The organism is Vibrio sp. YMD68 (genome assembly GCF_029958905.1).
In the GTDB taxonomy this organism is placed as follows: Bacteria; Pseudomonadota; Gammaproteobacteria; order Enterobacterales; family Vibrionaceae; genus Vibrio.
In genome coordinates, this window is the sequence record NZ_CP124614.1 from 1050712 (window position 1) to 1071509 (window position 20798).

Below are 20798 nucleotides of genomic sequence, written 5' to 3' on the forward strand. Positions count from 1 at the left end.
TAAGACAAAGGAGTAGGGTCAATGGCCGTACAAAAGAGCAAAAAATCACGTTCAATGCGTGGCATGCGTCGTTCACACGATGCGCTAACTACAGCTGCACTATCTGTAGACGCAACTTCAGGTGAAACTCACCTACGTCACAACGTGACTGCCGAAGGTTTTTACCGTGGCAAAAAGGTTATCAACAAGTAAGGTTGACCTTTGCAAACTATAACCGTTGCGATTGATGCAATGGGCGGAGACTTCGGTCCCCGTGTTACAGTGCCTGCCGTCGTGCAGGCACTGTCGTATTTCCCAGAGCTGAAAATCCTATTAATAGGTGATCGGACTTCGATCACACATCAATTATCTTTACTTGGTTATGACACCAATGATCGTTTGATCATTGAACATAGTGACCGGGTCATTTCCAATGTCGAAAAACCTTCCCTAGCATTACGTAACAGTTCTGGCACATCCATGCGGATGGCGATTGATGCGGTTGCTGACAATCAAGCCGATGCTTGCCTTAGTGGTGGCAATACTGGCGCTCTTATGGCGCTATCGCGGTTTCGATTGAAGTTACTTCCCGGTATTGAACGTCCAGCATTAATTTCTGCGCTTCCTACCGCCCAAGGCAACAAAACTTGGATGCTAGATTTAGGGGCCAATGTGTCAAGTGATGCTGACTCTCTTTTCCAATTTGCCGTCATGGGCAGTGCCTTAGCAGAGCAGTATTTAGGCCGGCCAGCAAGAGTCGCTATCTTGAATATTGGCGCCGAAGAGATTAAAGGGAATGATTTGGTTAAGCGTTGTTCCGAGATGTTATCCCAGACTCAGTCTGTCCATTTTATTGGTTATGTTGAAGGCAACCAATTACTTCATGACGCGGCGGATGTGGTGGTTTGTGATGGGTTTGTCGGTAATGTGTGCCTTAAAGCGTGTGAAGGTACGGCTCAGCTCTTTATTGATAAGCTTAAATCAAGCATGATGAACAGCTCAATAAAAGGTTGGATTGCCAGAAAGTTGTTTTCAGGTTTGTTTGATGAACTAAAAACATTGAACCCCGACCAGTATAATGGCGCAAGTTTGCTAGGATTGCGCGGCATTGTTATTAAAAGTCATGGAAGTGCTGATGTATCCGCTGTCGTCAATGCGATAGGTGAGGCGATACATGAGGTCAAGCGACAAGTTCCCAGTCGTATTAGCGATCGTTTAGAAGCGGTTTTACTTGAGAGGCATTATTAGTTTTCATGTATAGCAGAATTTTAGGTACAGGCAGTTACCTGCCATCTCAGGTGCGTACCAACGCAGACTTAGAGAAAATGGTAGAGACAAGCGATGAATGGATCGTTACGCGTACAGGCATCAAAGAACGTCGCATCGCTGCTGAAGACGAAACCGTTGCTGATATGGCTTATCATGCAGCCGTAAATGCGATCGATATGGCCGGCATTCAAAATTACGATATCGATTTAATCATCGTTGCAACTACAAGTGGCAGCCATGCGTTTCCGTCATCGGCTTGTCAGGTGCAAGGTAAACTTGGTATTAAAGGTTGCCCGGCTTTTGATATCGGAGCGGCTTGTTCAGGGTTTGTTTATGCGCTTTCTGTTGCTGATCAGCATATTAAAACCGGTATGTGTAAGAATGTCTTAGTGATTGGAGCAGATGCTTTGTCGAAGACATGTGATCCGACTGATCGTTCAACCATCATTCTTTTTGGTGATGCAGCCGGTGCGGTGGTTGTCGGTGCGAGCGAAGAGCCTGGTATTTTATCTACTCATATTTACTCTGATGGTAAATTTGGCGAGCTACTCAGTCTTGGTGTCCCAGAGCGTGGTGGTGATGCTGATAAATGGCTTCACATGGCTGGTAATGAAGTATTCAAAGTCGCTGTGACTCAGTTATCGAAACTGGTAAAAGACACGCTTGCGGCCAATAACATGAATAAATCTGAATTAGATTGGTTGGTTCCTCATCAAGCGAACTACCGAATTATTTCAGCAACGGCTAAAAAACTCACCATGTCGTTAGATCAAGTGGTCATCACTTTAGATCGACACGGTAACACCTCTGCAGCCACCGTTCCTACAGCGCTCGATGAAGCGGTCCGTGACGGGCGCATTAAACGTGGTCAGATGTTGTTATTGGAAGCATTTGGTGGCGGATTTACTTGGGGCTCTGCACTGGTTAAGTTCTAACACCCCACACAATTTTAAGTTAAAGGCGCACCTATTTGGGCTAAATAGATTCTGTTGTGCCTTTTCTCTTTTGTCTATTTGTTTAAGGAAAATAACAATGAGCAATTTTGCTATCGTATTTCCCGGCCAAGGGTCACAGGCTCTGGGCATGCTTGCCGAATTAGGTGAGCAGTATGATGTGGTTAAGCAAACATTTGCTGAAGCATCTGAAGTACTGGGCTATGATCTTTGGGCATTAATCCAAGAAGGTCCAGTTGAAGACTTGAACCAGACTTTCCGTACACAACCGGCTTTACTTGCTGCCTCAGTTTCGATCTGGCGTGTCTGGCAACAGCTTGGTTTAGAGCAGCCACATAATCTAGCCGGACACAGCCTTGGTGAATATTCTGCTTTGGTTTGTGCCGGGGTCATTGACTTCAAGCAAGCGATCAAATTAGTTGAGCTTCGTGGTCAACTAATGCAAGAAGCGGTACCAGCGGGCGTTGGTGCTATGTACGCCATTATTGGTTTAGATGATGAATCTATTGCTAAAGCGTGTGAAGAAGCAGCGCAAGGCGAAGTGGTTTCTCCTGTTAACTTCAACTCACCAGGTCAAGTGGTTATTGCTGGTAACAAAGAGGCTGTTGCTCGTGCGGGTGCCCTTTGTAAAGAAGCCGGCGCTAAACGTGCGCTTCCTTTACCTGTTTCTGTTCCTTCGCACTGTGCGCTAATGCAACCTGCCGCTGACAAATTAGCGGTGGCTTTAGAATCTATTGAATTTAACACACCAGCATTGCCCGTTATCAATAACGTTGATGTTATTGCAGAAACAGATCCGGAAAAAATTAAAGCCGCTTTGGTTCGCCAGCTATATAGCCCTGTTCGTTGGACAGAAGGTGTTCAGCTAATGGATGAACAAGGCGTTGAAAAATTGCTTGAGTTCGGCCCAGGTAAAGTTCTAACGGGTCTCACAAAACGAATCGTTAAAACACTTAGCGCAGCGCCAGTTAATGATGTTGCTTCATTAGAAGCGGCGAAAGCATAAATCGCTGGCTTTTATTGGCTAAGAACATAAGGAATAACAGATGATGAATTTAGAAGGCAAAATCGCCCTAGTAACGGGTGCGAGCCGTGGTATTGGTCGAGCGATTGCTGAATTATTGGTAGAGCGTGGCGCAACCGTAATTGGTACCGCAACGAGCGAAAATGGCGCAGCAGCGATCAGTGAGTACCTTGGTGAAAATGGTAAAGGTCTTGCGCTTAACGTGACTGATGTTGACTCAATCGCAGCGACGTTGAAAACGATTAACGACGAATTTGGTGTGATCGATATCCTTGTCAACAATGCAGGGATTACGCGCGATAATCTTCTAATGCGCATGAAAGATGATGAATGGAACGACATCATTGATACTAACTTAACGCCGATCTTCCGCATGTCCAAAGCGGTACTTCGCGGCATGATGAAGAAACGTAACGGCCGTATCGTGAACGTTGGCTCTGTAGTTGGTACAATGGGCAATGCTGGACAAGCCAACTATGCAGCGGCAAAAGCTGGCGTGATTGGTTTCACTAAGTCAATGGCTCGTGAGGTTGCCTCTCGTGGTATTACCGTTAACACCGTCGCCCCTGGTTTTATTGAAACAGACATGACAAAAGCGCTTAATGATGATCAGCGTGCTGCAACGTTATCAAACGTTCCTGCGGGTCGTTTGGGCGATCCACGTGAAATTGCATCCGCAGTCGCATTTCTAGCATCTCCTGAAGCGGCATATATCACGGGTGAAACTTTGCATGTTAATGGCGGCATGTATATGGTTTAATACGACAGTTTTGAATATTTAGGTGAGTAGAATTTTATATTTACCCTACAATATTGAAGGCTTGGCTATTTCATAAACAACACTTGTGTATGATTTAAGTCAAAAATGTACTGAATTTCGGTTAAAATCGCTAAAATTGTGGTTTGACCAGCAAGGTCTCTCTTGCAACTTTCAATAGTTTGAATAAACTACGGAATCATCGCATTTAGGCGACATCTGTAAAGGAAAAGAAAAATGAGCAACATCGAAGAACGCGTAAAAAAAATCATCGTTGAACAGCTAGGTGTAGACGAAGCAGAAGTTAAAAACGAAGCTTCTTTTGTTGACGATCTAGGTGCAGATTCTTTAGATACAGTTGAGCTAGTAATGGCGCTGGAAGAAGAATTTGATACTGAGATTCCAGACGACGAAGCTGAGAAAATCACTACTGTTCAAGCTGCAATCGACTACGTAAACAGCGCTCAGTAATATCTCTCCCAGGCGGCTTTCTAGCCGCCTGTGTTTTTTCTAGTATTTCTATACCTTTCATAGAATCACTTCAATCCCGGAGAATAATATCGTGTCCAAGCGTCGTGTTGTTGTCACTGGCATGGGTATGCTGTCACCGGTAGGCAACTCTGTAGAATCTTCATGGAAAGCCCTGCTAGCCGGTCAAAGCGGTATCGTTGATATCGATCATTATGACACTACCAATTTTACTACTCGCTTTGCAGGTTTAGTCAAAGACTTTAACTGCGAAGAGTATATGACTAAAAAAGATGCTCGTAAGATGGATTTATTTATCCAGTACGGTGTCGCGGCAGGTATCCAAGCAATGGATGACTCTGGCCTTACCATTACCGAAGACAATGCCCCACGCGTTGGCGTAGCAATTGGATCGGGAATTGGTGGCTTAGATTTGATTGAGAAAGGACACAATACTCTTATTGAAAAAGGTCCTCGCAAAGTAAGCCCATTTTTTGTTCCATCAACGATCGTAAACATGGTTGCTGGGCACTTATCGATTATGCGTGGTTTACGCGGTCCTAACATTGCTATTTCAACAGCATGTACAACAGGCCTTCATAACATCGGCCATGCCGCTCGTATGATCGCTTATGGTGATGCAGACGCGATGTTAGCCGGCGGATCAGAAAAAGCCTCTACACCACTCGGTATGGCTGGTTTTGGTGCAGCTAAAGCGCTTTCAACTCGTAATGAAGAGCCAGAAAAAGCGTCTCGCCCATGGGATAAAAGCCGTGATGGCTTTGTTCTTGGTGATGGTGCTGGCATGATGGTTCTTGAAGAGTACGAACATGCGAAAGCTCGTGGTGCAAAAATCTATGCAGAGCTAGTGGGTTTTGGTATGTCCGGTGATGCATATCACATGACATCACCAAGTGCTGATGGTTCAGGTGGAGCACTCGCGATGGAAGCCGCAATGCGTGATGCTGGCATCTCTGGTGAGCAGATTGGCTACGTCAATGCCCACGGTACTTCTACCCCAGCGGGTGATGTTGCAGAGATTAAAGGCATCAAACGTGCGCTAGGTGAAGCAGGCTCAAAGCAAGTTTTGGTTTCTTCTACAAAATCGATGACTGGACACCTCCTAGGTGCAGCCGGTTCGGTTGAAGCGATTATTACGGCTTTATCTTTGCAAGATCAGATCGTTCCTCCAACGATTAACCTTGACGACCCAGAAGACGATCTAGATATCGATCTCGTTCCACATACTGCTCGAGAAGTGGTCATGGAATACGCTGCGTGTAACTCATTTGGTTTCGGTGGTACTAATGGTTGCTTGATCTTTAAGAAGATCTAGCAAACCGAAAGTCTTAAATTGACTTGTATTGAAACGGCTTGATGCTTAGCATTAAGCCGTTTCTTTTTTTAGGAAGACATAATGTTTTGGGTAAACGGACTGCCTTGCGACACGATTTCATTGACCGATCGCTCTTTTCAATATGGTGACGGTTGTTTTACTACTATTCTTACCTGCCAAGGAAAGATACAACATTGGCAACAACACCAGCAAAGAATGCAACGTTGCTTGGATCAATTATTCATTGTGCAGCCGAACTGGAAGCAAGTACATCAGTGGTTGGATGACGCTGCGTTAAAGTCTAGATTAGCGGGCCTTCGACTGAATATTACTCGTGGAACGGGCGGCCGAGGTTATAGCCCCAATGAAGTATCAGCACCTAATATCGTCATTAGTACATTCTGCTACCCTGAACACTATCAAGATTGGGCCAAGCATGGCATAGAGCTAGGAGTATGTGCACATCGACTCGGTATTAATCCGCTCCTTGCCGGGCATAAACACAATAATCGTCTAGAGCAAGTGCTAACTAAGCGAGATATGGATGAGCAAGGCTTGGTGGATGGTGTTGTCCTAAATATTCATGATCATGTGATAGAAACCACGATGGCCAATTTATTTTGGGTAACAGGTGAGACGCTATATACTCCGTCATTGGCAAATAGTGGGGTAGCAGGAGTGATGCGACAGCTTATTATTGAGTGTGCCCAAGAAAGAGGGATGCCTGTCCAGATTGGAGATTTTACTCAACATGATCTTGATCGAGCTGACGAGATATTCATGACTAATTCGATTTGCACCGTCATTCCAGTGATAAAATTGAGAGACAACCTATACCCTATTGGGTCAAAAGCCCGAGACTTTCAGGAGATTTTTCGTTCGTGATTAAAAAGCTATTCATTTTATTGTGTATTCTGTCCGCTATGGCTGCGGGTGCCTTTTTTTATATGACCAGTGAAGTTGATGCCTACCTAGAACAACCGCTATCCATTCAAACTGAACAAATTTTCACCGTTCAATCTGGCAGTAGCTTCAATGGCGTACTAAACCAGTTTGTTAATCAGCAGTGGATAGAAGAAAGTCCGTTTACGCCGTTAGTGCGTCGTTTCTACCCAGAATTGACCCAAATTCGTGCTGGTACATTCCAGTTACTTCCAGAACAAAGTTTACGCCAGACTCTGGTCTTTTTGACAGAAGGCAAGGAGCATCAATTTTCGATTACTTTTGTTGAAGGTACACGCTTTGAGGAGTGGCGGACGACGTTGGCCGACGATAAGAACCTAGAACAGACAATCGTGGGTCTCTCAGAAGAAGATATCGCGGCTTTGATAGGCAGTGAACATCAAAAGCTGGAAGGCCTGATGCTTGCTGAGACCTATAATTATACGCTGGGAACAACGGATCTTGATATTTTAAAGAGAGCTTATCGAAAGCTTGGGGAAGTATTGGATGAGGAATGGCAACTCAAGCAATCTGGTCTCCCACTAGAATCACCCTATGAGGCATTGATTCTCGCGTCAATTATCGAGAAAGAGACGGCCGTTGAATCAGAGCGTGAGCGCGTCTCGGCGGTTTTTATAAATCGTCTTAACAAGCGAATGCGTCTTCAGACAGACCCGACCGTTATTTACGGAATGGGAGATAGCTATAAGGGAGTTATTGGTAAAAAAGGGTTAAGAACCCCAACGCCATACAATACCTATACTATTTTTGGACTGCCGCCTACGCCGATCGCTATGGCAGGTCGCGCATCAATAAAGGCGGCTCTAAATCCTGAAGACAGTGATTATTTGTACTTTGTAGCGAGTGGAAAAGGGGGGCATGTGTTTTCTAAAAACTTAAAAGACCACAACACAGCCGTTAGAGCCTATTTAAAAGAGATAAGAAGCCAAAAATGAATCAAGCAAAATTTATTGTTGTCGAAGGGCTAGAAGGCGCGGGAAAAAGCACAGCGATCAGTGCGATCTTAGAAACCTTGCACCAAGCGGGTATCACTGAGTTAGTTCAGACACGCGAGCCAGGTGGTACCGCGCTGGCGGAAAAAATGAGAGCTTTAGTAAAAGAAGAGCATCAAGGTGAAAAGCTCCAAGATATGACCGAGTTACTTCTTATGTACGCTGCTCGAGTACAGTTAGTGGAAAATGTCATTAAGCCTGCGTTGAATGAGGGTAAGTGGGTAGTGGGTGATCGTCATGACATGTCCTCACAAGCTTATCAGGGTGGTGGTCGACAAATACCATCAGCAACGATGAACGCGTTAAAAGAAACCACCCTGGCAGGCTTCAAGCCGGACTTTACCTTGTATCTGGATCTTGATCCCCGTGTTGGTTTAGAACGAGCGAGAGGTCGGGGCGAGCTAGATAGAATAGAAAAAATGAATATTGAGTTCTTCGACCGAACAAGATCGAAGTACCTAGAAATCGCAAGCAGTGATAAAACGGTCTCTGTTATTAATGCCGAACAGAATATAGAGCAAGTGGCCGAAGACATTAAATCGGCACTGATGGTTTGGTTAGAAGAGAATTCATAGCATGAATGCGCTTTATCCTTGGTTAGATGATATTTGGCAACATTGGCAGAGAAACCTGCAAAGTGACCACTTTACTAACGTGACATTACTCTGCGCTCAAGAAGGGCTGGGTGTTGAACAGCTGGTAAAAAGATTTAGTGACGCCTTAATGTGCAATAATGACAAGTCCCAGGCTTGCGGGTTTTGTCATAGCTGTAGCTTGATGCAGTCATCCAATCACCCTGATCTTCATTACATTGTTCCTGAAAAAGAAGGAAAAAGTATTTCTGTTGATCAAATACGCCAATGCAATCGACAAGCTCAGGAATCTTCTCAGCTTTCCGGCTTTCGTCTGTTCATTATACAGCCAGCTGAGGCGATGAATGAATCGGCGGCGAATGCATTGCTAAAGACATTAGAGTCCTCGGCGAGTAACTGTCTATTTTTGTTAATCACACAACGTAAAGAACAATTACTGCCAACCATCGTCAGCCGATGTCAGCAGTGGAATGTGAAAGCCCCAAGCTCTGAGGTGGCATCTGCATGGGTCTCTGATCGTTTAAAGCAAGCTGTGCCAAATTATGTTGCCCATTTGAATGATAACGCACCTCTAAGGCTCGAAGCGTTTATTAAAGATGGACACTTAAAAAGTTATACGCAAATAGAAAACGCAATGTTAGCGCTGGCAAAAGGGCAAGACAGTTTCTTAACGTTAAATAGCCACTTGAATGAAGGCTCTCTAGAAAGACTGCAATGGCTTTGGTTACTGCTTTGCGAGGCGCAGAAAGCTCATTTTGAGGTTGCCGAGCCATCACTTAGCCCTGTTGCTAACGAGCTTTCGAAGCATTTGAGCTATGATTTACTCTATCAGCAAAGTTTACGCCTTAGTGCGTTAATGACTCAGTTGAAAACATTTCCAGGCCTTAATCACGAGTTAATGATTTCTGATTGGCTAATAAAATTTAATGAGGAAGTATGTTTGTAGATTCCCACTGTCATTTAGATAAGCTTGATTATGATGAGATCCATTCAGGCATTGAAGATGTGCTTGAAAAGGCAAAACAAGCCAATGTGACACAGTTATTGTCTGTTGGGGTGACCTTAGATTCATTTCCTAAAATGATGGAAATGATTCTCCCTTATGATCACGTCCATGCATCTTGTGGTGTCCACCCTTTAGACGTAGAAAGTGACTTTGCATTGGATATTTTGCATGAGTACGCTCGTCATGAAAAAGTGGTGGCTATTGGGGAGACTGGTCTGGACTACCACTATAAACCTGAAACCGCCGATTTGCAGAAATTGCGCTTTGCTCAGCAAGTAGAGTTGGGCGTTGATCTCAATAAACCGCTTATTATCCATACCCGTAATGCTCGGGAGGATACGCTTGCGATTTTAAAAGAAGGGAACGCCGAACGTTGTGGTGGAGTGATCCACTGTTTTACAGAAGATTTGCCGTTTGCGGAAGCGGCCATGGATTTGGGCTTTTATATTTCCATTTCGGGAATTGTCACCTTTCGCCAAGCTAAAGAACTTAAAGAGGTCGTGAAGTCGCTGCCTCTTGAAAGACTGTTGATTGAGACAGATTCACCCTATTTAGCACCTATTCCTCACCGGGGGAAAGAGAACCAGCCCGCTTACGTTGTTGAAGTCGCGGCCTACATTGCACAGCTTAAAGGGTTGTCTTTATCCGAGGTTGGTCGTAAAACAACCGAAAATTTCTCGAATCTTTTTTTGCGATAGAAATCGATAGTTGGTCAATAAAAGAGCTTCGGCTCTTTTTTTTTTTTCTTAAAAGTGATATTTGTCACGCAAAACATCAAGTTCACGAAATTTGTTGAAATTAACAGCCTGATTGGTCAAATTGTAATTTTGTTACATAAAATAACAATGATCGCTATTTTATTTACTTAGTGAAATTAATGCTAGTGAATACTATTTTTATTTATATCAATAGCTTACTTTTAATAATGCGCTTTATCGGTGTATCGCCGACTGTGACCCATTTAATGTTTTGAAACTAAATTTCGTAACTGTATAGAAAGTATGAGGGGCATCAATATATATTTAGAGGCGAAAAATATAATGTAACACACGGTTACATTATCGTAGGTGCTAACATCAAAGCTACGGGGGTATGCAGTTAGCGCCTAAAAATTCTAATAATCATTCAGGAGCACAATTATGTTTAAGAACCTTTTTGCTAACTTGCAGAAAGTCGGTAAATCGCTGATGCTGCCAGTATCAGTTTTACCGGTTGCAGGTATCCTACTTGGGGTGGGCGCTGCCAATCTAAGTTTTCTTCCAGAGATCGTTTCTAGTTTAATGGAACAAGCTGGTGGTTCAGTGTTTGGTCAAATGGCACTGCTTTTTGCCGTTGGTGTAGCACTTGGCTTTACAAATAATGACGGTGTAGCAGGTCTTGCTGCAATCGTAGGTTACGGCATCATGACAGCAACATTAAGTGTTATGGCTGGCGTAATGGGTGTCGAGAGTATTGATACTGGTGTTCTAGGCGGTATTTTGGTCGGTGGTTTGGCTGCATGGTCATTTAACCGATTCTTCAAAATTCAATTGCCTGAATATTTGGGTTTCTTCGCTGGTAAGCGTGCTGTGCCAATCATTACGGGTTTCTCAGCGATTGGTCTTGCTATTGTTCTTTCTATCGTATGGCCACCAATTGGTTCAGCAATCGCTTCTTTCTCGCATTGGGCAGCGGACCAAAACCCACAAGTGGCTTTTGGTATTTACGGCATTGTTGAACGTTCACTTATCCCATTTGGTTTACACCACGTTTGGAACGTACCATTCTTCTTTGAAGCAGGTAGCTGTGTAAACGCTGCTGGCGAAGCTCAAAATGGTGTCCTAACTTGTTACCTAGTGGCTGATGAAGCATCTCGTGCGGCAGGTAATGGCTTTGGTCAACTCGCTGGCGGTTACATGTTCAAAATGTTCGGTCTACCGGCTGCTGCTATTGCTATCGCTCACTCTGCTAAACCAGAGAATCGTGCCAAAGTAATGGGTATTATGGCTTCAGCTGCACTGACGTCATTCCTAACAGGTATTACTGAGCCAATTGAATTCTCATTCCTATTTGTCGCTCCAGTTCTCTATGCTATCCACGCGCTACTGGCGGGTTCTGCGTTCTTCCTAACAAATACCCTTGGTATTGTTCACGGTACGTCTTTCTCACACGGTCTGATTGACTTTACTGTACTGTCTGGCAATGCACAAAATATGCTGTTGATGGTTGGTTTAGGTCTTGTCTATGCTGTTATCTACTACGTAGTATTCCGCGCAGTGATCAAGGCAATGGATCTTAAAACACCGGGTCGTGAAGACGAGTCAAGTGAAGCTGTGAGTGTTGCAACGGGTTCTGAGCTAGCAGGTGAACTTGTCGCTGCGTTCGGTGGTAAAGCGAACATTACAAACTTAGACGCTTGTATCACTCGTCTGCGTGTTTCTGTTGCAGATACTGAAGTGGTTGATCAAGACAAACTTAAGCAACTTGGCGCCGCGGGTGTAGTGGTTGTATCCGGTGGTGTTCAAGCTATCTTTGGTACTAAATCAGACAACCTTAAAACAGATATGGATGAGTGGATTCGCTCTAACGGTTAATCCCACATATTGATGATATAAGGAGGCTTCGGCCTCCTTTTTTTATTGCTATTTGCTCCTTTCCTTTACTATTCGATTGCTATTTCTTGATAACGCGTTCCTTTACCATTTGTGTGGATATCGCATTTACTTTGCCCTGACACTGTTAGCTTGATTCAGAATAGAATGCGTGGATTATTTCTGGAGAACCTGATGAAAAAGCTTATTCCTTTCTTTACTCTTGTTGCTTCTTTCTCTTCATATTCAGAGGAAGCATCTAGCCCCACTCATTTTTCTGTTGGCATGGCCGTCGACCAGCAATTGAGCGTCGTCGTTGAGCTCGACAGTCAATATCGTTTTATCATTGGTAACAAAGGGGCGGCATTTGATTACATCATCGAACGTGGTGTTTTTGAATCTGATTCACCACTGTCTTGGTATGTTGGTGCAGGCGCTTGGGGAGAGTGGGAGCATGACTTCGGCGTACGTGTGCCTTTAGGCTTGAGTGTAGAGTTACCAAAAGGTTGGGATATGTACGCACAAGTGCACCCTGAATTAAACCTTTATAAGAGTCCTGAGCTTCAAATTGGTGCTGCTGTGGGTATTAAATACGCGTTCTAATTGTAACAGCCATCCATAAGGTCTACATACAAAAAAGCCAGCATTCAAGCTGGCTTTTGTTTTATTTGGATGAGGGTTACTGTTTATTCATCGCTCGACGGATACAATAAATAGCGCCGCCCCACGTAATGCCTAAACCCAGTACCATCATGATAATTGCACTCGTCGTCATAATTAAGCTTCCTTCTTGCTTGTTAGGTTAATGATAACGCCACCGACAAATAGTAGAGCTAACAAGCCCCAGCCGAGCAGTAATAGATCAGATTGAGCGTACCCACCATAGCCTTCAGTCAATGTTGTTTTTAATGTATTGAATACAATCACCGCCAGAATTGCTGGGCTGATGAAGCGTAGACAAATGTCGAACCATCCACCCACTTCAAAGTCGGATACTTTGTTCACGTAGCTACGTACGTTCGAGATCTTGAATACCCAAACCATTAGCAACAACTCAACAAAACAGCTAACAACAATACCGATGTTATTCGTGAAGTAATCCACTAAATCAAGAAGCAGCAATCCGCCGTTAGTCGCAAACGCCAGTGATACAACTGCACCGACACCACAAACAACGGTAGCGGCTTTCTTACGACCCCAATTAAGCTTGTCAATGATGGCTGAAGTGACCGCCTCAATGATTGAGATGTGCGAGCTTAAGCCTGCAATCGTTAATGCTAGGAATAATAGCGGGCCGAAAATGTATGGTGCAGGCAGCTCGTTGATTGCAGCTGGTAAAGTCACAAACGCAAGCCCAACCCCTGCAGATACCACGTCAGTGAGCTCTTTTCCTTGTTCGTGTGCCATGTAACCCAAAATTGAGAAAATCATGATACCGGCAAGGATCGAGAAACCACAGTTGATCAATACCGTCATAAAGGCATTGTTATTGATGTCTGACTTCTCTGGAAGGTAGCTTGAGTAGGCAAGCATGATGGCAAAGCCGATGCTCAACGTAAAGAATATCTGTCCGTATGCTGCTGCCCAAACTTTCAGATCCCATATCTTGCTGAAGTCAGGTTCAAACAGATAGTTCACACCGTTAAGCGCACCTGGAAGGAAGATCATACGGCCAATCAATAAGATAACCATAATAAATAGCACTGGCATCATTATCTTGGCTGCACGCTCAATTCCTGATTTTACACCGCCAACGATAGCAGCGTAGGTCACAGCCCAGGCAATAAGCATTGCCGCTGCGATCTTCCACTGAATAGAACCCAGATTAGAAGGGGAATTATCACCCAGTTTCAGGTATTCACTGAAGAAGTACGCGTTCGTATCAGTTCCCCAGCTCTGTGTGAAAGACATACCAAGGTATGAAATTGACCAGCCAATAACAGCAACGTAGTAAACGGCTATTGAGGCTGCGATACCTACTTGGAACCAGCCAAGCCATTCAAACTTATGATGGATCTTAGACAGTGATATTGGTGCTGAACCGCGGTTTTTCTGCCCCATACTGAATTCCATGATCATAAATGGAATACCAGCAGTCAGCATGGCAAAAAGGTAAGGGATAAAAAATGCGCCACCGCCGTTTTCGTAGGCCATATAAGGGAAACGCCAAATATTTCCTAATCCTATTGCCGATCCTACCGCAGCCAAAATAAATCCAGCACGTGATCCCCATTGTTCTCGCTTCATATTAAACTCCTTTACAACTCCCTGAGGAATGAAGCTTTTCTTCGGCTAATTTAACGCTAAATAGGAGTGATAAATGTCGCTAGCTATATTTCTATTGAATATTTGCTCTATCATCCATGATATTGTTAAAAGTTAGTTTTTTATTCTAACTACCACAAGAAAACTCAGAATATTGTTCTTTATTGTGTCATGTGTGTTTGCAAAAACTGAAATATTCAGCTACGCATTAATTGGGAGACTACCGATATAATGAGTTGAGTGCAACACAATATGCGATATGGAAATTAGCAGGTATGTAGTGAATATGTTGATCTGGAGCAACAAAACTGGGCTTATGTGTTAAATAATAGCGAGATGAAAGGCTGATGCTCTGCCTTGGTCTGAAAGGGTAACTTAATTGACTGAATTGATGGTTAGAGTGTATGACTATAATATCATCACTTTTTAGCATCAATCGGTTGGATTTGAACGTAAGCTAGAAACGTACGACTAGCCCTACATTGGCTGAAAATTGATTCATCCAGTCGGTTTTAAATCGAATTGTGCAAGATTCTTCGGTCGGCAGATTACAAATCCCCGATGTTTCGTTATCCACAACGGTACCCAGCCAACGCAACTGGCTATTGAGTGAAAAGGTGTCGTTGATTTCATATTCAAATCCACCAAACATGCTGGCTGAGAAGCCATATTTGTCGCTGGCCCAATCCACATCGACATAAGACATACCAAGTCCGACGCCAACATAAGTTTTGAATCTGTCTTGGACTGGATAGTAGATGCTGCTTTGAAAATGTAGGTATTGAATCGTGCTGCTTTCATTGAGCGTTTCAATGTGGCTATTTTGTTGACTGTAAAATACGCCAATTCGACCCTGTTCGAGGGTACTTTCTAAGGTAATGGCGTAGCTTTCGGATTCTTTGATATCGTATTCAATGTCATTTTGGTCAACCACGACCCCACCCCCGGTGTAACCTACCCAGGGAGTCAGATAGAAATCGGCTTCGGCCACCGAACTCATGAGTAACATACCTAGCCCCAAGACTTTGGTAAAACTGTACATAATGAATGGCCCTCGCTGCTTTTTGATGTATTGGTGTGACAACCCGTTTAATCTCTAAGTGCAATCTCTGAGTCTAGTACCCAAGTGTGAGGCTAACAGCATAATTGTGCTTAGAAAATACACATAATTTGAAGATACTTCACACTGCTGTTATTACTTTAAGAAGAGCAAGGAGGAGTTTATGGATCAAGACCTAAAATATTCACTCATTATCACAGCAACAATTTTTACAGTTTTGCTGGGTTACGGAGCGATTGTTATCACTCATTAACGGTGCATTATTGATGAGAAATAGTGGCGTTGTTACGAATTTATTGACGCAAGTTGATACCAATCAGCTCTCGCATTACATTGGTGGGAAACATGCGCTTGTTGCACAAGGGGGAGGGCAACGCGGTATTTTTACCTCTGGTGTCTTAGATGCATTCCTACTGTCAAATTTTGATCCTTTTCATGAGTTTTATGGTACATCGGCAGGTGCTTTAAACCTCTGTGCCTTTCTTTGTCGTCAAAAAGGGTTAGGCCACTCATTTCTTATTGACCTCACGACGGATCCTCGATTTTTTAGTCTCTTTCATTACATTCGTCGTAAGCAGTATTTGGGTCTGGAATGGGCCATCGATAGTATCTGCCATTATCCATATAAACTCGATATTGATATGGGTCGTATGGTGTTGGGTGAGAGAAAGGCGTTCGCAGCGGTCACCCACAGCACCACGTTACATGACCACTATTTACCCATGCTCGCCGATGATTGGTACAAGGTGATGGTCGCCACCTGTGCGATCCCTCGCCTTTATCCGAATGAGGTGATGGTCGGAGGTGAGCCATTCGTAGATGGGGGTGTTTCGGCTGCAATCCCAGTGCAGCAAGCGTGGCGCAATGAAGCGCGTTGTATCGTTGTTATTCGCACAGAAGGAAGTGGGATAGAGCCTGAGCCTTCTACGACTGTTTCTCTTAACTCTGCCTCTCTTCATGATACTCCTGCTCGTCATGTTGAGTGGTACCGAGAGTCATTGAATGCTATTCAAGAGCAGTGGCAAGAAAAACTGGGTCAGTGGAAGTTAGATTGGAACGGTTTTTTTCAACAGCAGATCACTAAATCAAAGCAGCAGAAAAACGACGCTAACCATCTTGAATTGGTCAATGGCGGGCGATGGTTATTTGGTGCTGACGATATCTATCGATTAAGTCATTTAGTTGGAGATAAATTTGATTCAGGTCTGGCTGATATGTTGATGGCCCATTACCAAACCTACTCATTAACGCAAGACTTTTTACATCACCCGCCAGATGATTGTTTTATCGTACAGATAAAACCAGATAGCCCCTTAAAATCCAATTCATTGATGAGTAAAAAAGAAGATCTTCAGCACGACTATCAGCTTGGTTTAGATGCCGGTCAAAAGTTTGTTGAAATGTATTCGAAGATAAAGCCAAACGAGGGAATAAAGCGAGGCCCACACAGTGAGCCTTTACTTTATGATTTCGATTAAGCGAGAAGCTAAATCATTTTTGTTACTTGCCTTAAAGAGCCGTGATTAGGTGACGGGCAATATTCTCAGGCAGTTGGTTGAACCTGCGACATCCATAATATCGCCTTGAGTGATGATCAAAATATCGCCAAACTCAACCAATTTTCGCTCCTTGAGGGATTGAAGCGCTTCTAACGCGACGTCAAATCCTGATTCTGCCGAGGTATCAAAATAAAGCGGAGTGACACCTCGATACATACTGCAACGATTCAACGTACCTTCATTTCTAGACAGAGCAAAAATGGGTAACCCTGAGCTTAAGCGAGACATCATCAAGGCCGTTCGGCCAGATTCCGTTAACGCCACCATGCCTTTTATCCCTTCCATATGATTAGCCGAGTAGATGGTTGCCATTGAAATGGTCTCTTCAGCCGTCACAAAACGTCGGTCAATCCGATAGCTTGATGTGCTTTCTAGGGCTTTTTTCTCTGCACCGACACACACTTCCGCCATTGATTTTACCGTTTCAACTGGATAAGCCCCTGCCGCAGTTTCTCCTGAAAGCATGACGGCATCCGTACCATCGAGGACAGCGTTCGCCACATCCATCACCTCAGCACGAGTTGGCATTGGGGCGTAAATCATCGACTCCATCATCTGAGTTGCGGTAATAACGGTACGATTTAAGGCACGAGCGCGTTGTATTAGCTGTTTCTGGACACCGATTAATTCAGGGTCTCCAATCTCAACCCCTAAGTCTCCTCTGGCCACCATGACTGAGTCTGAAGCCATAATGATGTCATCCATATTTTCTACGGTTGCGACGGTTTCAGCGCGTTCCACTTTGGCCACTAAATTGGCTTCTAAACCGGCATCTCTTGCTAAGCGTCTCGCATAGTTCATATCTTCCCCATTTCTCGGGAACGAAACGGCTAAATAGTCCACTTTAAGCTCAGCGGCGAGAAGAATATCTCTCTTATCTTTTTCGGTTAATGCGTCTGCGGAAAGGCCACCCCCTTTCTTATTGATGCCTTTGTTATTTGAAAGCTGCCCACCAATCGTGACGATAGTGTGGACTCTGTTTCCTTCCACCGAGACAACCTCTAGCTGAACTCGACCATCATCCAGAAGTAAAATGTCATTGGCTACCACATCATTGGGCAGTTCTTTGTAATCTAGGCCTACGGCGTCCTGGTCGCCCTCACCAGGGCCAAGGTCGCTATCTAGAGTAAATCGATCGCCTGGGTTGAGTGTTATTTTTCCCTCTTTGAACGTTGAGACACGAATTTTAGGCCCTTGCAAATCGCCTAACACGGCGATGTGTATTCCCAATTTTGCGGCGATTTCGCGTACTTTTGCCGCTCGATTTTTGTGGTCTTCGGCCGTGCCATGGGAAAAATTCATTCTGACAACATTGGCACCGGCTTTGATTATTTCGAGGAGGTTATCGCCTTTATCGGTAGAAGGGCCAAGGGTCGTTACAATCTTTGTTCTTCGTGTTGCTGAGGTCATCCTGTTCTCCTAAACATTCCATTGCTTTTCTAAGTATATGCAGTGTGGGTAATTTGGTGAGGTGAATCATTGATATTTCAACATTGATCAGATAATTACTTTGCGACTGGAAAAAAATGCGGGTGAATAATCCTTAACAATTCGACACCTTCCGCAAAGATGGGTTTTTCTCCGTGATACCTGTCACGGCATACTATCAAAGCACTTCACAATTACTTCGCAAAGTAAAAAAATTAATATGTTGCTGATTTTTGGAGTACATCATGTACATGGCTCAACCCGGTCACATTGATCATATTAAGCAGGTCAACGCTGGTCGTGTCTATAAACTCATAGACCAAAATGGTCCTATTTCTCGAATTGATCTTTCGAAGAAGAGTTCACTTGCGCCTGCAAGTATCACTAAAATTACTCGTGAGTTAATAGAGTCTCATCTGATTCATGAAACGACGGTTCAGGAATCAACCAGTCGAGGTCGCCCTGCGGTTGGCTTGCAAGTGAATAATCAAGGCTGGCAGTTTTTGTCGATGCGTTTAGGCCGCGGTTATTTGACCATTGCGCTTCATGAGCTCGGTGGTGATGTTCTAATCGATACCAAAATTGACATTCACGAACTCGATCAAGACGATGTCTTAGCGCGTTTATTGCATGAAATTGATGAATTTTTTCAAACGTATTCAGAGCAGCTTGATAGAGTGACCAGTATTGCGATTACCTTGCCAGGGCTGGTTAATTCGGAAGACGGTATCGTACTGCAAATGCCGCACTACAATGTGCAGAACTTGGCGTTGGGGCCTGAAATTTATAAAGCGACTGGGCTACCTGTTTTCGTCGCTAACGATACCCGAGCCTGGGCTTTGGCCGAAAAACTGTTTGGCCACTCACAAGACAATGATAATTCAGTGCTTATCTCTATTCACCATGGGTTAGGTGCGGGCATTATTCTAGACGGTCGAGTGCTGCAAGGTCGTCATGGAAACATTGGCGAATTGGGTCATATTCAAATCGACCCTAACGGAAAGCGATGCCATTGTGGTAATCGTGGCTGCCTTGAGACGGTTGCCAGCTCTCAAGCGATTCGAGAAGAGGTGGCAAGGCGCATCGATAACGGTGAAGCTTCGGAATTAAGTGCACTTGAAGAAATGACCATTGAATCGATTTGCGCTGCCGCCGCTAATGGCGACCCTTTAGCCGTTGATGTTATAGAGAAACTTGGCCGTTATTTGGGGGGAGCAATCGCGATTGTGATCAATCTCTTCAACCCAGAAAAAATCTTGATTGGTGGTGTTATTAACCAAGCAAAAGATGTGCTCTATCCGGCGGTGTTAACGTGCATCAAAGAGCAGAGTCTTCCAGTGTATCATCAAGATTTAGAGCTGGTGGAGTCGCGCTTTTATAAACAAGCAACGATGCCGGGCGCTGCGCTGATTAAACAGGCGCTTTTTGATGGTCTACTTTTAATGAAAGTCATTGAAGGTTAACAAGACTTATCTACAATATTGATAATAAACCCATGTGACATGACGTTATATGGGTTTTATTTTCTGTCTAAGCCCCATACTATGGACTATGTTATTTATAGACCAGTAATCCTGAGAGTATGTATGTCTGGAGTTCTAAATACCGTTGATCAGAGAACCAATTTGGTTGGTGAGAATCGTCTAGAGCTATTACTTTTTAGCTTGAATAGCCGACAGATTTTCGCCATTAATGTCTTTAAAGTCAGGGAAGTGCTTAAAGTGCCTGTGCTGACCAAGATGCCCGGTTCTCACCACCATATTACCGGGGTTGCGTCATTGCGCGGGGAATCACTGCCTGTGATTGATCTGCGCGCGGCGATAGGCTTCCCTGCGAATCATGATTCGTCTCTAGAGCAAAACTTAATCATTACCGAGTATAACCGCTCTATTCAAGGGTTCTTGGTTGGGCAAGTACGTAATATTGTGAATACCGCGTGGACAGAAATTCAGCCGCCCCCAAAGACAGCAGGAAGAGCGAACTACTTAACGGCGATCACCCATGTGAAAGAAGATGATGTATCTCATATTGTTGAAATCATTGATGTAGAAAAAGTGCTCGCTCAGATTATTGACTATGATGTGTCTATTTCTGAAGGTGTACTGGATGCTGAGCTTGCATCTGAGATGATTGGACGTAACGTGTTGATCGTCGATGATTCTTCCACGGCTCGTAATCAAGTCAAAGGAACGCTATCTCAACTTGGGCTCAACATCATCGAGTGTAGTGATGGCCTTGAAGCGTTAACGTTACTCAAATCGTGGTGTGATGAAGGGAAAGATATCTACTCTGAATTACTCATGATGATAACCGATGCGGAAATGCCGGAAATGGATGGCTATAAGTTGACTCATGAAGTTCGAAGCGACCCTCGAATGAAGGATTTGCATATCACGCTTAACACGTCATTAAGTGGCAGCTTTAATGAAGCGATGGTACAAAAAGTGGGTTGTGATCGTTTTATTTCCAAGTTCCAACCGGATCTCTTGGTTGAAGTTGCTCAAGACCGATTACGAAATTTGCTACAGGGTTAAAGAAAGGGCTAAAAGGGGTTAAAGAAAGGGCTAAAAGGGCTA

At 44.1% G+C, this 20798-nt stretch carries 21 protein-coding genes; 17 read left to right on the forward strand and 4 right to left on the reverse strand.

The genetic code is table 11. The features are described from left to right. The first annotated feature begins 21 nt into the window (after nucleotides 1–21). The 14 genes from rpmF to QF117_RS11100 all read left to right on the forward strand — a co-directional run bounded on the left by rpmF (nucleotide 22) and on the right by QF117_RS11100 (nucleotide 12513). Complete coding sequence (gene rpmF / locus QF117_RS11035) at nucleotides 22–192, forward strand: 50S ribosomal protein L32 (protein ID WP_004737376.1); 171 nt, start codon at nucleotides 22–24, stop codon at nucleotides 190–192. A 9-nt stretch (nucleotides 193–201) separates the two neighbouring features. Beyond that, complete coding sequence (gene plsX, locus QF117_RS11040; protein ID WP_017034058.1) at nucleotides 202–1227, forward strand: phosphate acyltransferase PlsX; 1026 nt, start codon at nucleotides 202–204, stop codon at nucleotides 1225–1227. A gap of 5 nt (nucleotides 1228–1232) precedes the next feature. Continuing rightward, on the forward strand, nucleotides 1233–2183 hold the full coding sequence (locus tag QF117_RS11045) for a beta-ketoacyl-ACP synthase III (protein ID WP_282388971.1): 951 nt from the start codon (nucleotides 1233–1235) through the stop codon (nucleotides 2181–2183). Between the two features lie 97 nt (nucleotides 2184–2280). Continuing rightward, nucleotides 2281–3207, forward strand: a complete 927-nt coding sequence (fabD, locus tag QF117_RS11050; RefSeq protein WP_282388972.1) for an ACP S-malonyltransferase — start codon at nucleotides 2281–2283, stop codon at nucleotides 3205–3207. Nucleotides 3208–3250: 43 nt separating this feature from the next. Further along, nucleotides 3251–3985 carry a 3-oxoacyl-ACP reductase FabG gene (gene fabG, locus QF117_RS11055; protein ID WP_026026469.1) on the forward strand — a complete coding sequence of 245 codons (735 nt, stop codon included), beginning with the start codon at nucleotides 3251–3253 and terminating at the stop codon, nucleotides 3983–3985. Nucleotides 3986–4219: 234 nt separating this feature from the next. Next, complete coding sequence (gene acpP / locus QF117_RS11060; RefSeq protein WP_005595964.1) at nucleotides 4220–4453, forward strand: acyl carrier protein; 234 nt, start codon at nucleotides 4220–4222, stop codon at nucleotides 4451–4453. Nucleotides 4454–4544: 91 nt separating this feature from the next. Next, entirely contained in the window at nucleotides 4545–5786 is a 1242-nt protein-coding gene (gene fabF, locus QF117_RS11065) for a beta-ketoacyl-ACP synthase II (protein WP_282388973.1), read from the forward strand. Nucleotides 5787–5867: 81 nt separating this feature from the next. Then, nucleotides 5868–6671, forward strand: a complete 804-nt coding sequence (gene pabC / locus QF117_RS11070; protein ID WP_282388974.1) for an aminodeoxychorismate lyase — start codon at nucleotides 5868–5870, stop codon at nucleotides 6669–6671. Then, the gene (gene mltG / locus QF117_RS11075) at nucleotides 6668–7684 is read left to right on the forward strand and encodes an endolytic transglycosylase MltG (protein ID WP_282388975.1); all 1017 of its coding nucleotides are present in this window, start codon (nucleotides 6668–6670) and stop codon (nucleotides 7682–7684) included. The genes pabC and mltG overlap by 4 nt, the downstream gene beginning before the upstream one ends. After that, nucleotides 7681–8316, forward strand: a complete 636-nt coding sequence (gene tmk / locus QF117_RS11080) for a dTMP kinase (RefSeq protein ID WP_282388976.1) — start codon at nucleotides 7681–7683, stop codon at nucleotides 8314–8316. The genes mltG and tmk overlap by 4 nt, the downstream gene beginning before the upstream one ends. A 1-nt stretch (nucleotide 8317) precedes the next feature. Further along, complete coding sequence (holB, locus tag QF117_RS11085) at nucleotides 8318–9280, forward strand: DNA polymerase III subunit delta' (protein WP_282388977.1); 963 nt, start codon at nucleotides 8318–8320, stop codon at nucleotides 9278–9280. After that, the gene (locus tag QF117_RS11090; protein WP_282388978.1) at nucleotides 9271–10038 is read left to right on the forward strand and encodes a YchF/TatD family DNA exonuclease; all 768 of its coding nucleotides are present in this window, start codon (nucleotides 9271–9273) and stop codon (nucleotides 10036–10038) included. Before holB ends, QF117_RS11090 begins: the two co-directional genes overlap by 10 nt. A gap of 441 nt (nucleotides 10039–10479) precedes the next feature. Continuing rightward, the gene (gene ptsG, locus QF117_RS11095) at nucleotides 10480–11913 is read left to right on the forward strand and encodes a PTS glucose transporter subunit IIBC (protein WP_282388979.1); all 1434 of its coding nucleotides are present in this window, start codon (nucleotides 10480–10482) and stop codon (nucleotides 11911–11913) included. A 192-nt stretch (nucleotides 11914–12105) separates the two neighbouring features. Beyond that, on the forward strand, nucleotides 12106–12513 hold the full coding sequence (locus tag QF117_RS11100) for a hypothetical protein (RefSeq protein ID WP_282388980.1): 408 nt from the start codon (nucleotides 12106–12108) through the stop codon (nucleotides 12511–12513). 76 nt (nucleotides 12514–12589) lie between these two features. On the opposite strand, the gene QF117_RS11105 is transcribed toward QF117_RS11100, so the two are convergent. The 3 genes from QF117_RS11105 to QF117_RS11115 all read right to left on the reverse strand — a co-directional run bounded on the left by QF117_RS11105 (nucleotide 12590) and on the right by QF117_RS11115 (nucleotide 15184). After that, on the reverse strand, nucleotides 12590–12685 hold the full coding sequence (locus tag QF117_RS11105) for a MetS family NSS transporter small subunit (protein ID WP_017034046.1): 96 nt from the start codon (nucleotides 12683–12685) through the stop codon (nucleotides 12590–12592). A gap of 2 nt (nucleotides 12686–12687) precedes the next feature. Beyond that, on the reverse strand, nucleotides 12688–14157 hold the full coding sequence (locus tag QF117_RS11110; protein ID WP_282388981.1) for a sodium-dependent transporter: 1470 nt from the start codon (nucleotides 14155–14157) through the stop codon (nucleotides 12688–12690). A gap of 475 nt (nucleotides 14158–14632) precedes the next feature. Further along, nucleotides 14633–15184: an outer membrane beta-barrel protein gene (locus QF117_RS11115; RefSeq protein ID WP_282389463.1), complete on the reverse strand. Its 552-nt coding sequence runs from the start codon at nucleotides 15182–15184 to the stop codon at nucleotides 14633–14635. Nucleotides 15185–15501: 317 nt separating this feature from the next. Between QF117_RS11115 and QF117_RS11120 the strand changes: the two genes are divergently transcribed. After that, the gene (locus QF117_RS11120) at nucleotides 15502–16713 is read left to right on the forward strand and encodes a DUF6363 domain-containing protein (RefSeq protein ID WP_282388982.1); all 1212 of its coding nucleotides are present in this window, start codon (nucleotides 15502–15504) and stop codon (nucleotides 16711–16713) included. A 45-nt stretch (nucleotides 16714–16758) separates the two neighbouring features. Here the strand turns inward: QF117_RS11120 and pyk are convergent, their stop codons facing one another. Then, nucleotides 16759–18204 carry a pyruvate kinase gene (gene pyk, locus QF117_RS11125; protein ID WP_017034041.1) on the reverse strand — a complete coding sequence of 482 codons (1446 nt, stop codon included), beginning with the start codon at nucleotides 18202–18204 and terminating at the stop codon, nucleotides 16759–16761. Between the two features lie 263 nt (nucleotides 18205–18467). On the opposite strand from pyk, the gene QF117_RS11130 reads away from it, so the two are divergent. Both QF117_RS11130 and QF117_RS11135 read left to right on the forward strand, forming a co-directional pair. After that, nucleotides 18468–19685, forward strand: coding sequence for an ROK family protein (locus QF117_RS11130; protein ID WP_282388983.1), 1218 nt, complete (start codon nucleotides 18468–18470; stop codon nucleotides 19683–19685). A 123-nt stretch (nucleotides 19686–19808) separates the two neighbouring features. Then, nucleotides 19809–20756 carry a chemotaxis protein CheV gene (locus QF117_RS11135; protein ID WP_282388984.1) on the forward strand — a complete coding sequence of 316 codons (948 nt, stop codon included), beginning with the start codon at nucleotides 19809–19811 and terminating at the stop codon, nucleotides 20754–20756. The last annotated feature ends 42 nt before the right edge of the window (nucleotides 20757–20798 follow it).

Excerpts from the sequence above, each read along its gene's own strand:
- rpmF (WP_004737376.1), top strand. The coding sequence starts at position 22 with ATGGCCGTACAAAAGAGCAAAAAATCACGTTCAATGCGTGGCATGCGT.
- QF117_RS11045 (WP_282388971.1), top strand. The coding sequence starts at position 1,233 with ATGTATAGCAGAATTTTAGGTACAGGCAGTTACCTGCCATCTCAGGTG.
- fabD (WP_282388972.1), top strand. The coding sequence starts at position 2,281 with ATGAGCAATTTTGCTATCGTATTTCCCGGCCAAGGGTCACAGGCTCTG.
- fabG (WP_026026469.1), top strand. The coding sequence starts at position 3,251 with ATGAATTTAGAAGGCAAAATCGCCCTAGTAACGGGTGCGAGCCGTGGT.
- acpP (WP_005595964.1), top strand. The coding sequence starts at position 4,220 with ATGAGCAACATCGAAGAACGCGTAAAAAAAATCATCGTTGAACAGCTA.
- pabC (WP_282388974.1), top strand. The coding sequence starts at position 5,868 with ATGTTTTGGGTAAACGGACTGCCTTGCGACACGATTTCATTGACCGAT.
- tmk (WP_282388976.1), top strand. The coding sequence starts at position 7,681 with ATGAATCAAGCAAAATTTATTGTTGTCGAAGGGCTAGAAGGCGCGGGA.
- holB (WP_282388977.1), top strand. The coding sequence starts at position 8,318 with ATGAATGCGCTTTATCCTTGGTTAGATGATATTTGGCAACATTGGCAG.
- QF117_RS11090 (WP_282388978.1), top strand. The coding sequence starts at position 9,271 with ATGTTTGTAGATTCCCACTGTCATTTAGATAAGCTTGATTATGATGAG.
- ptsG (WP_282388979.1), top strand. The coding sequence starts at position 10,480 with ATGTTTAAGAACCTTTTTGCTAACTTGCAGAAAGTCGGTAAATCGCTG.
- QF117_RS11100 (WP_282388980.1), top strand. The coding sequence starts at position 12,106 with ATGAAAAAGCTTATTCCTTTCTTTACTCTTGTTGCTTCTTTCTCTTCA.
- QF117_RS11105 (WP_017034046.1), bottom strand. The coding sequence starts at position 12,685 with ATGACGACGAGTGCAATTATCATGATGGTACTGGGTTTAGGCATTACG.
- QF117_RS11110 (WP_282388981.1), bottom strand. The coding sequence starts at position 14,157 with ATGAAGCGAGAACAATGGGGATCACGTGCTGGATTTATTTTGGCTGCG.
- QF117_RS11115 (WP_282389463.1), bottom strand. The coding sequence starts at position 15,184 with ATGTTACTCATGAGTTCGGTGGCCGAAGCCGATTTCTATCTGACTCCC.
- QF117_RS11120 (WP_282388982.1), top strand. The coding sequence starts at position 15,502 with ATGAGAAATAGTGGCGTTGTTACGAATTTATTGACGCAAGTTGATACC.
- pyk (WP_017034041.1), bottom strand. The coding sequence starts at position 18,204 with ATGACCTCAGCAACACGAAGAACAAAGATTGTAACGACCCTTGGCCCT.
- QF117_RS11130 (WP_282388983.1), top strand. The coding sequence starts at position 18,468 with ATGTACATGGCTCAACCCGGTCACATTGATCATATTAAGCAGGTCAAC.
- QF117_RS11135 (WP_282388984.1), top strand. The coding sequence starts at position 19,809 with ATGTCTGGAGTTCTAAATACCGTTGATCAGAGAACCAATTTGGTTGGT.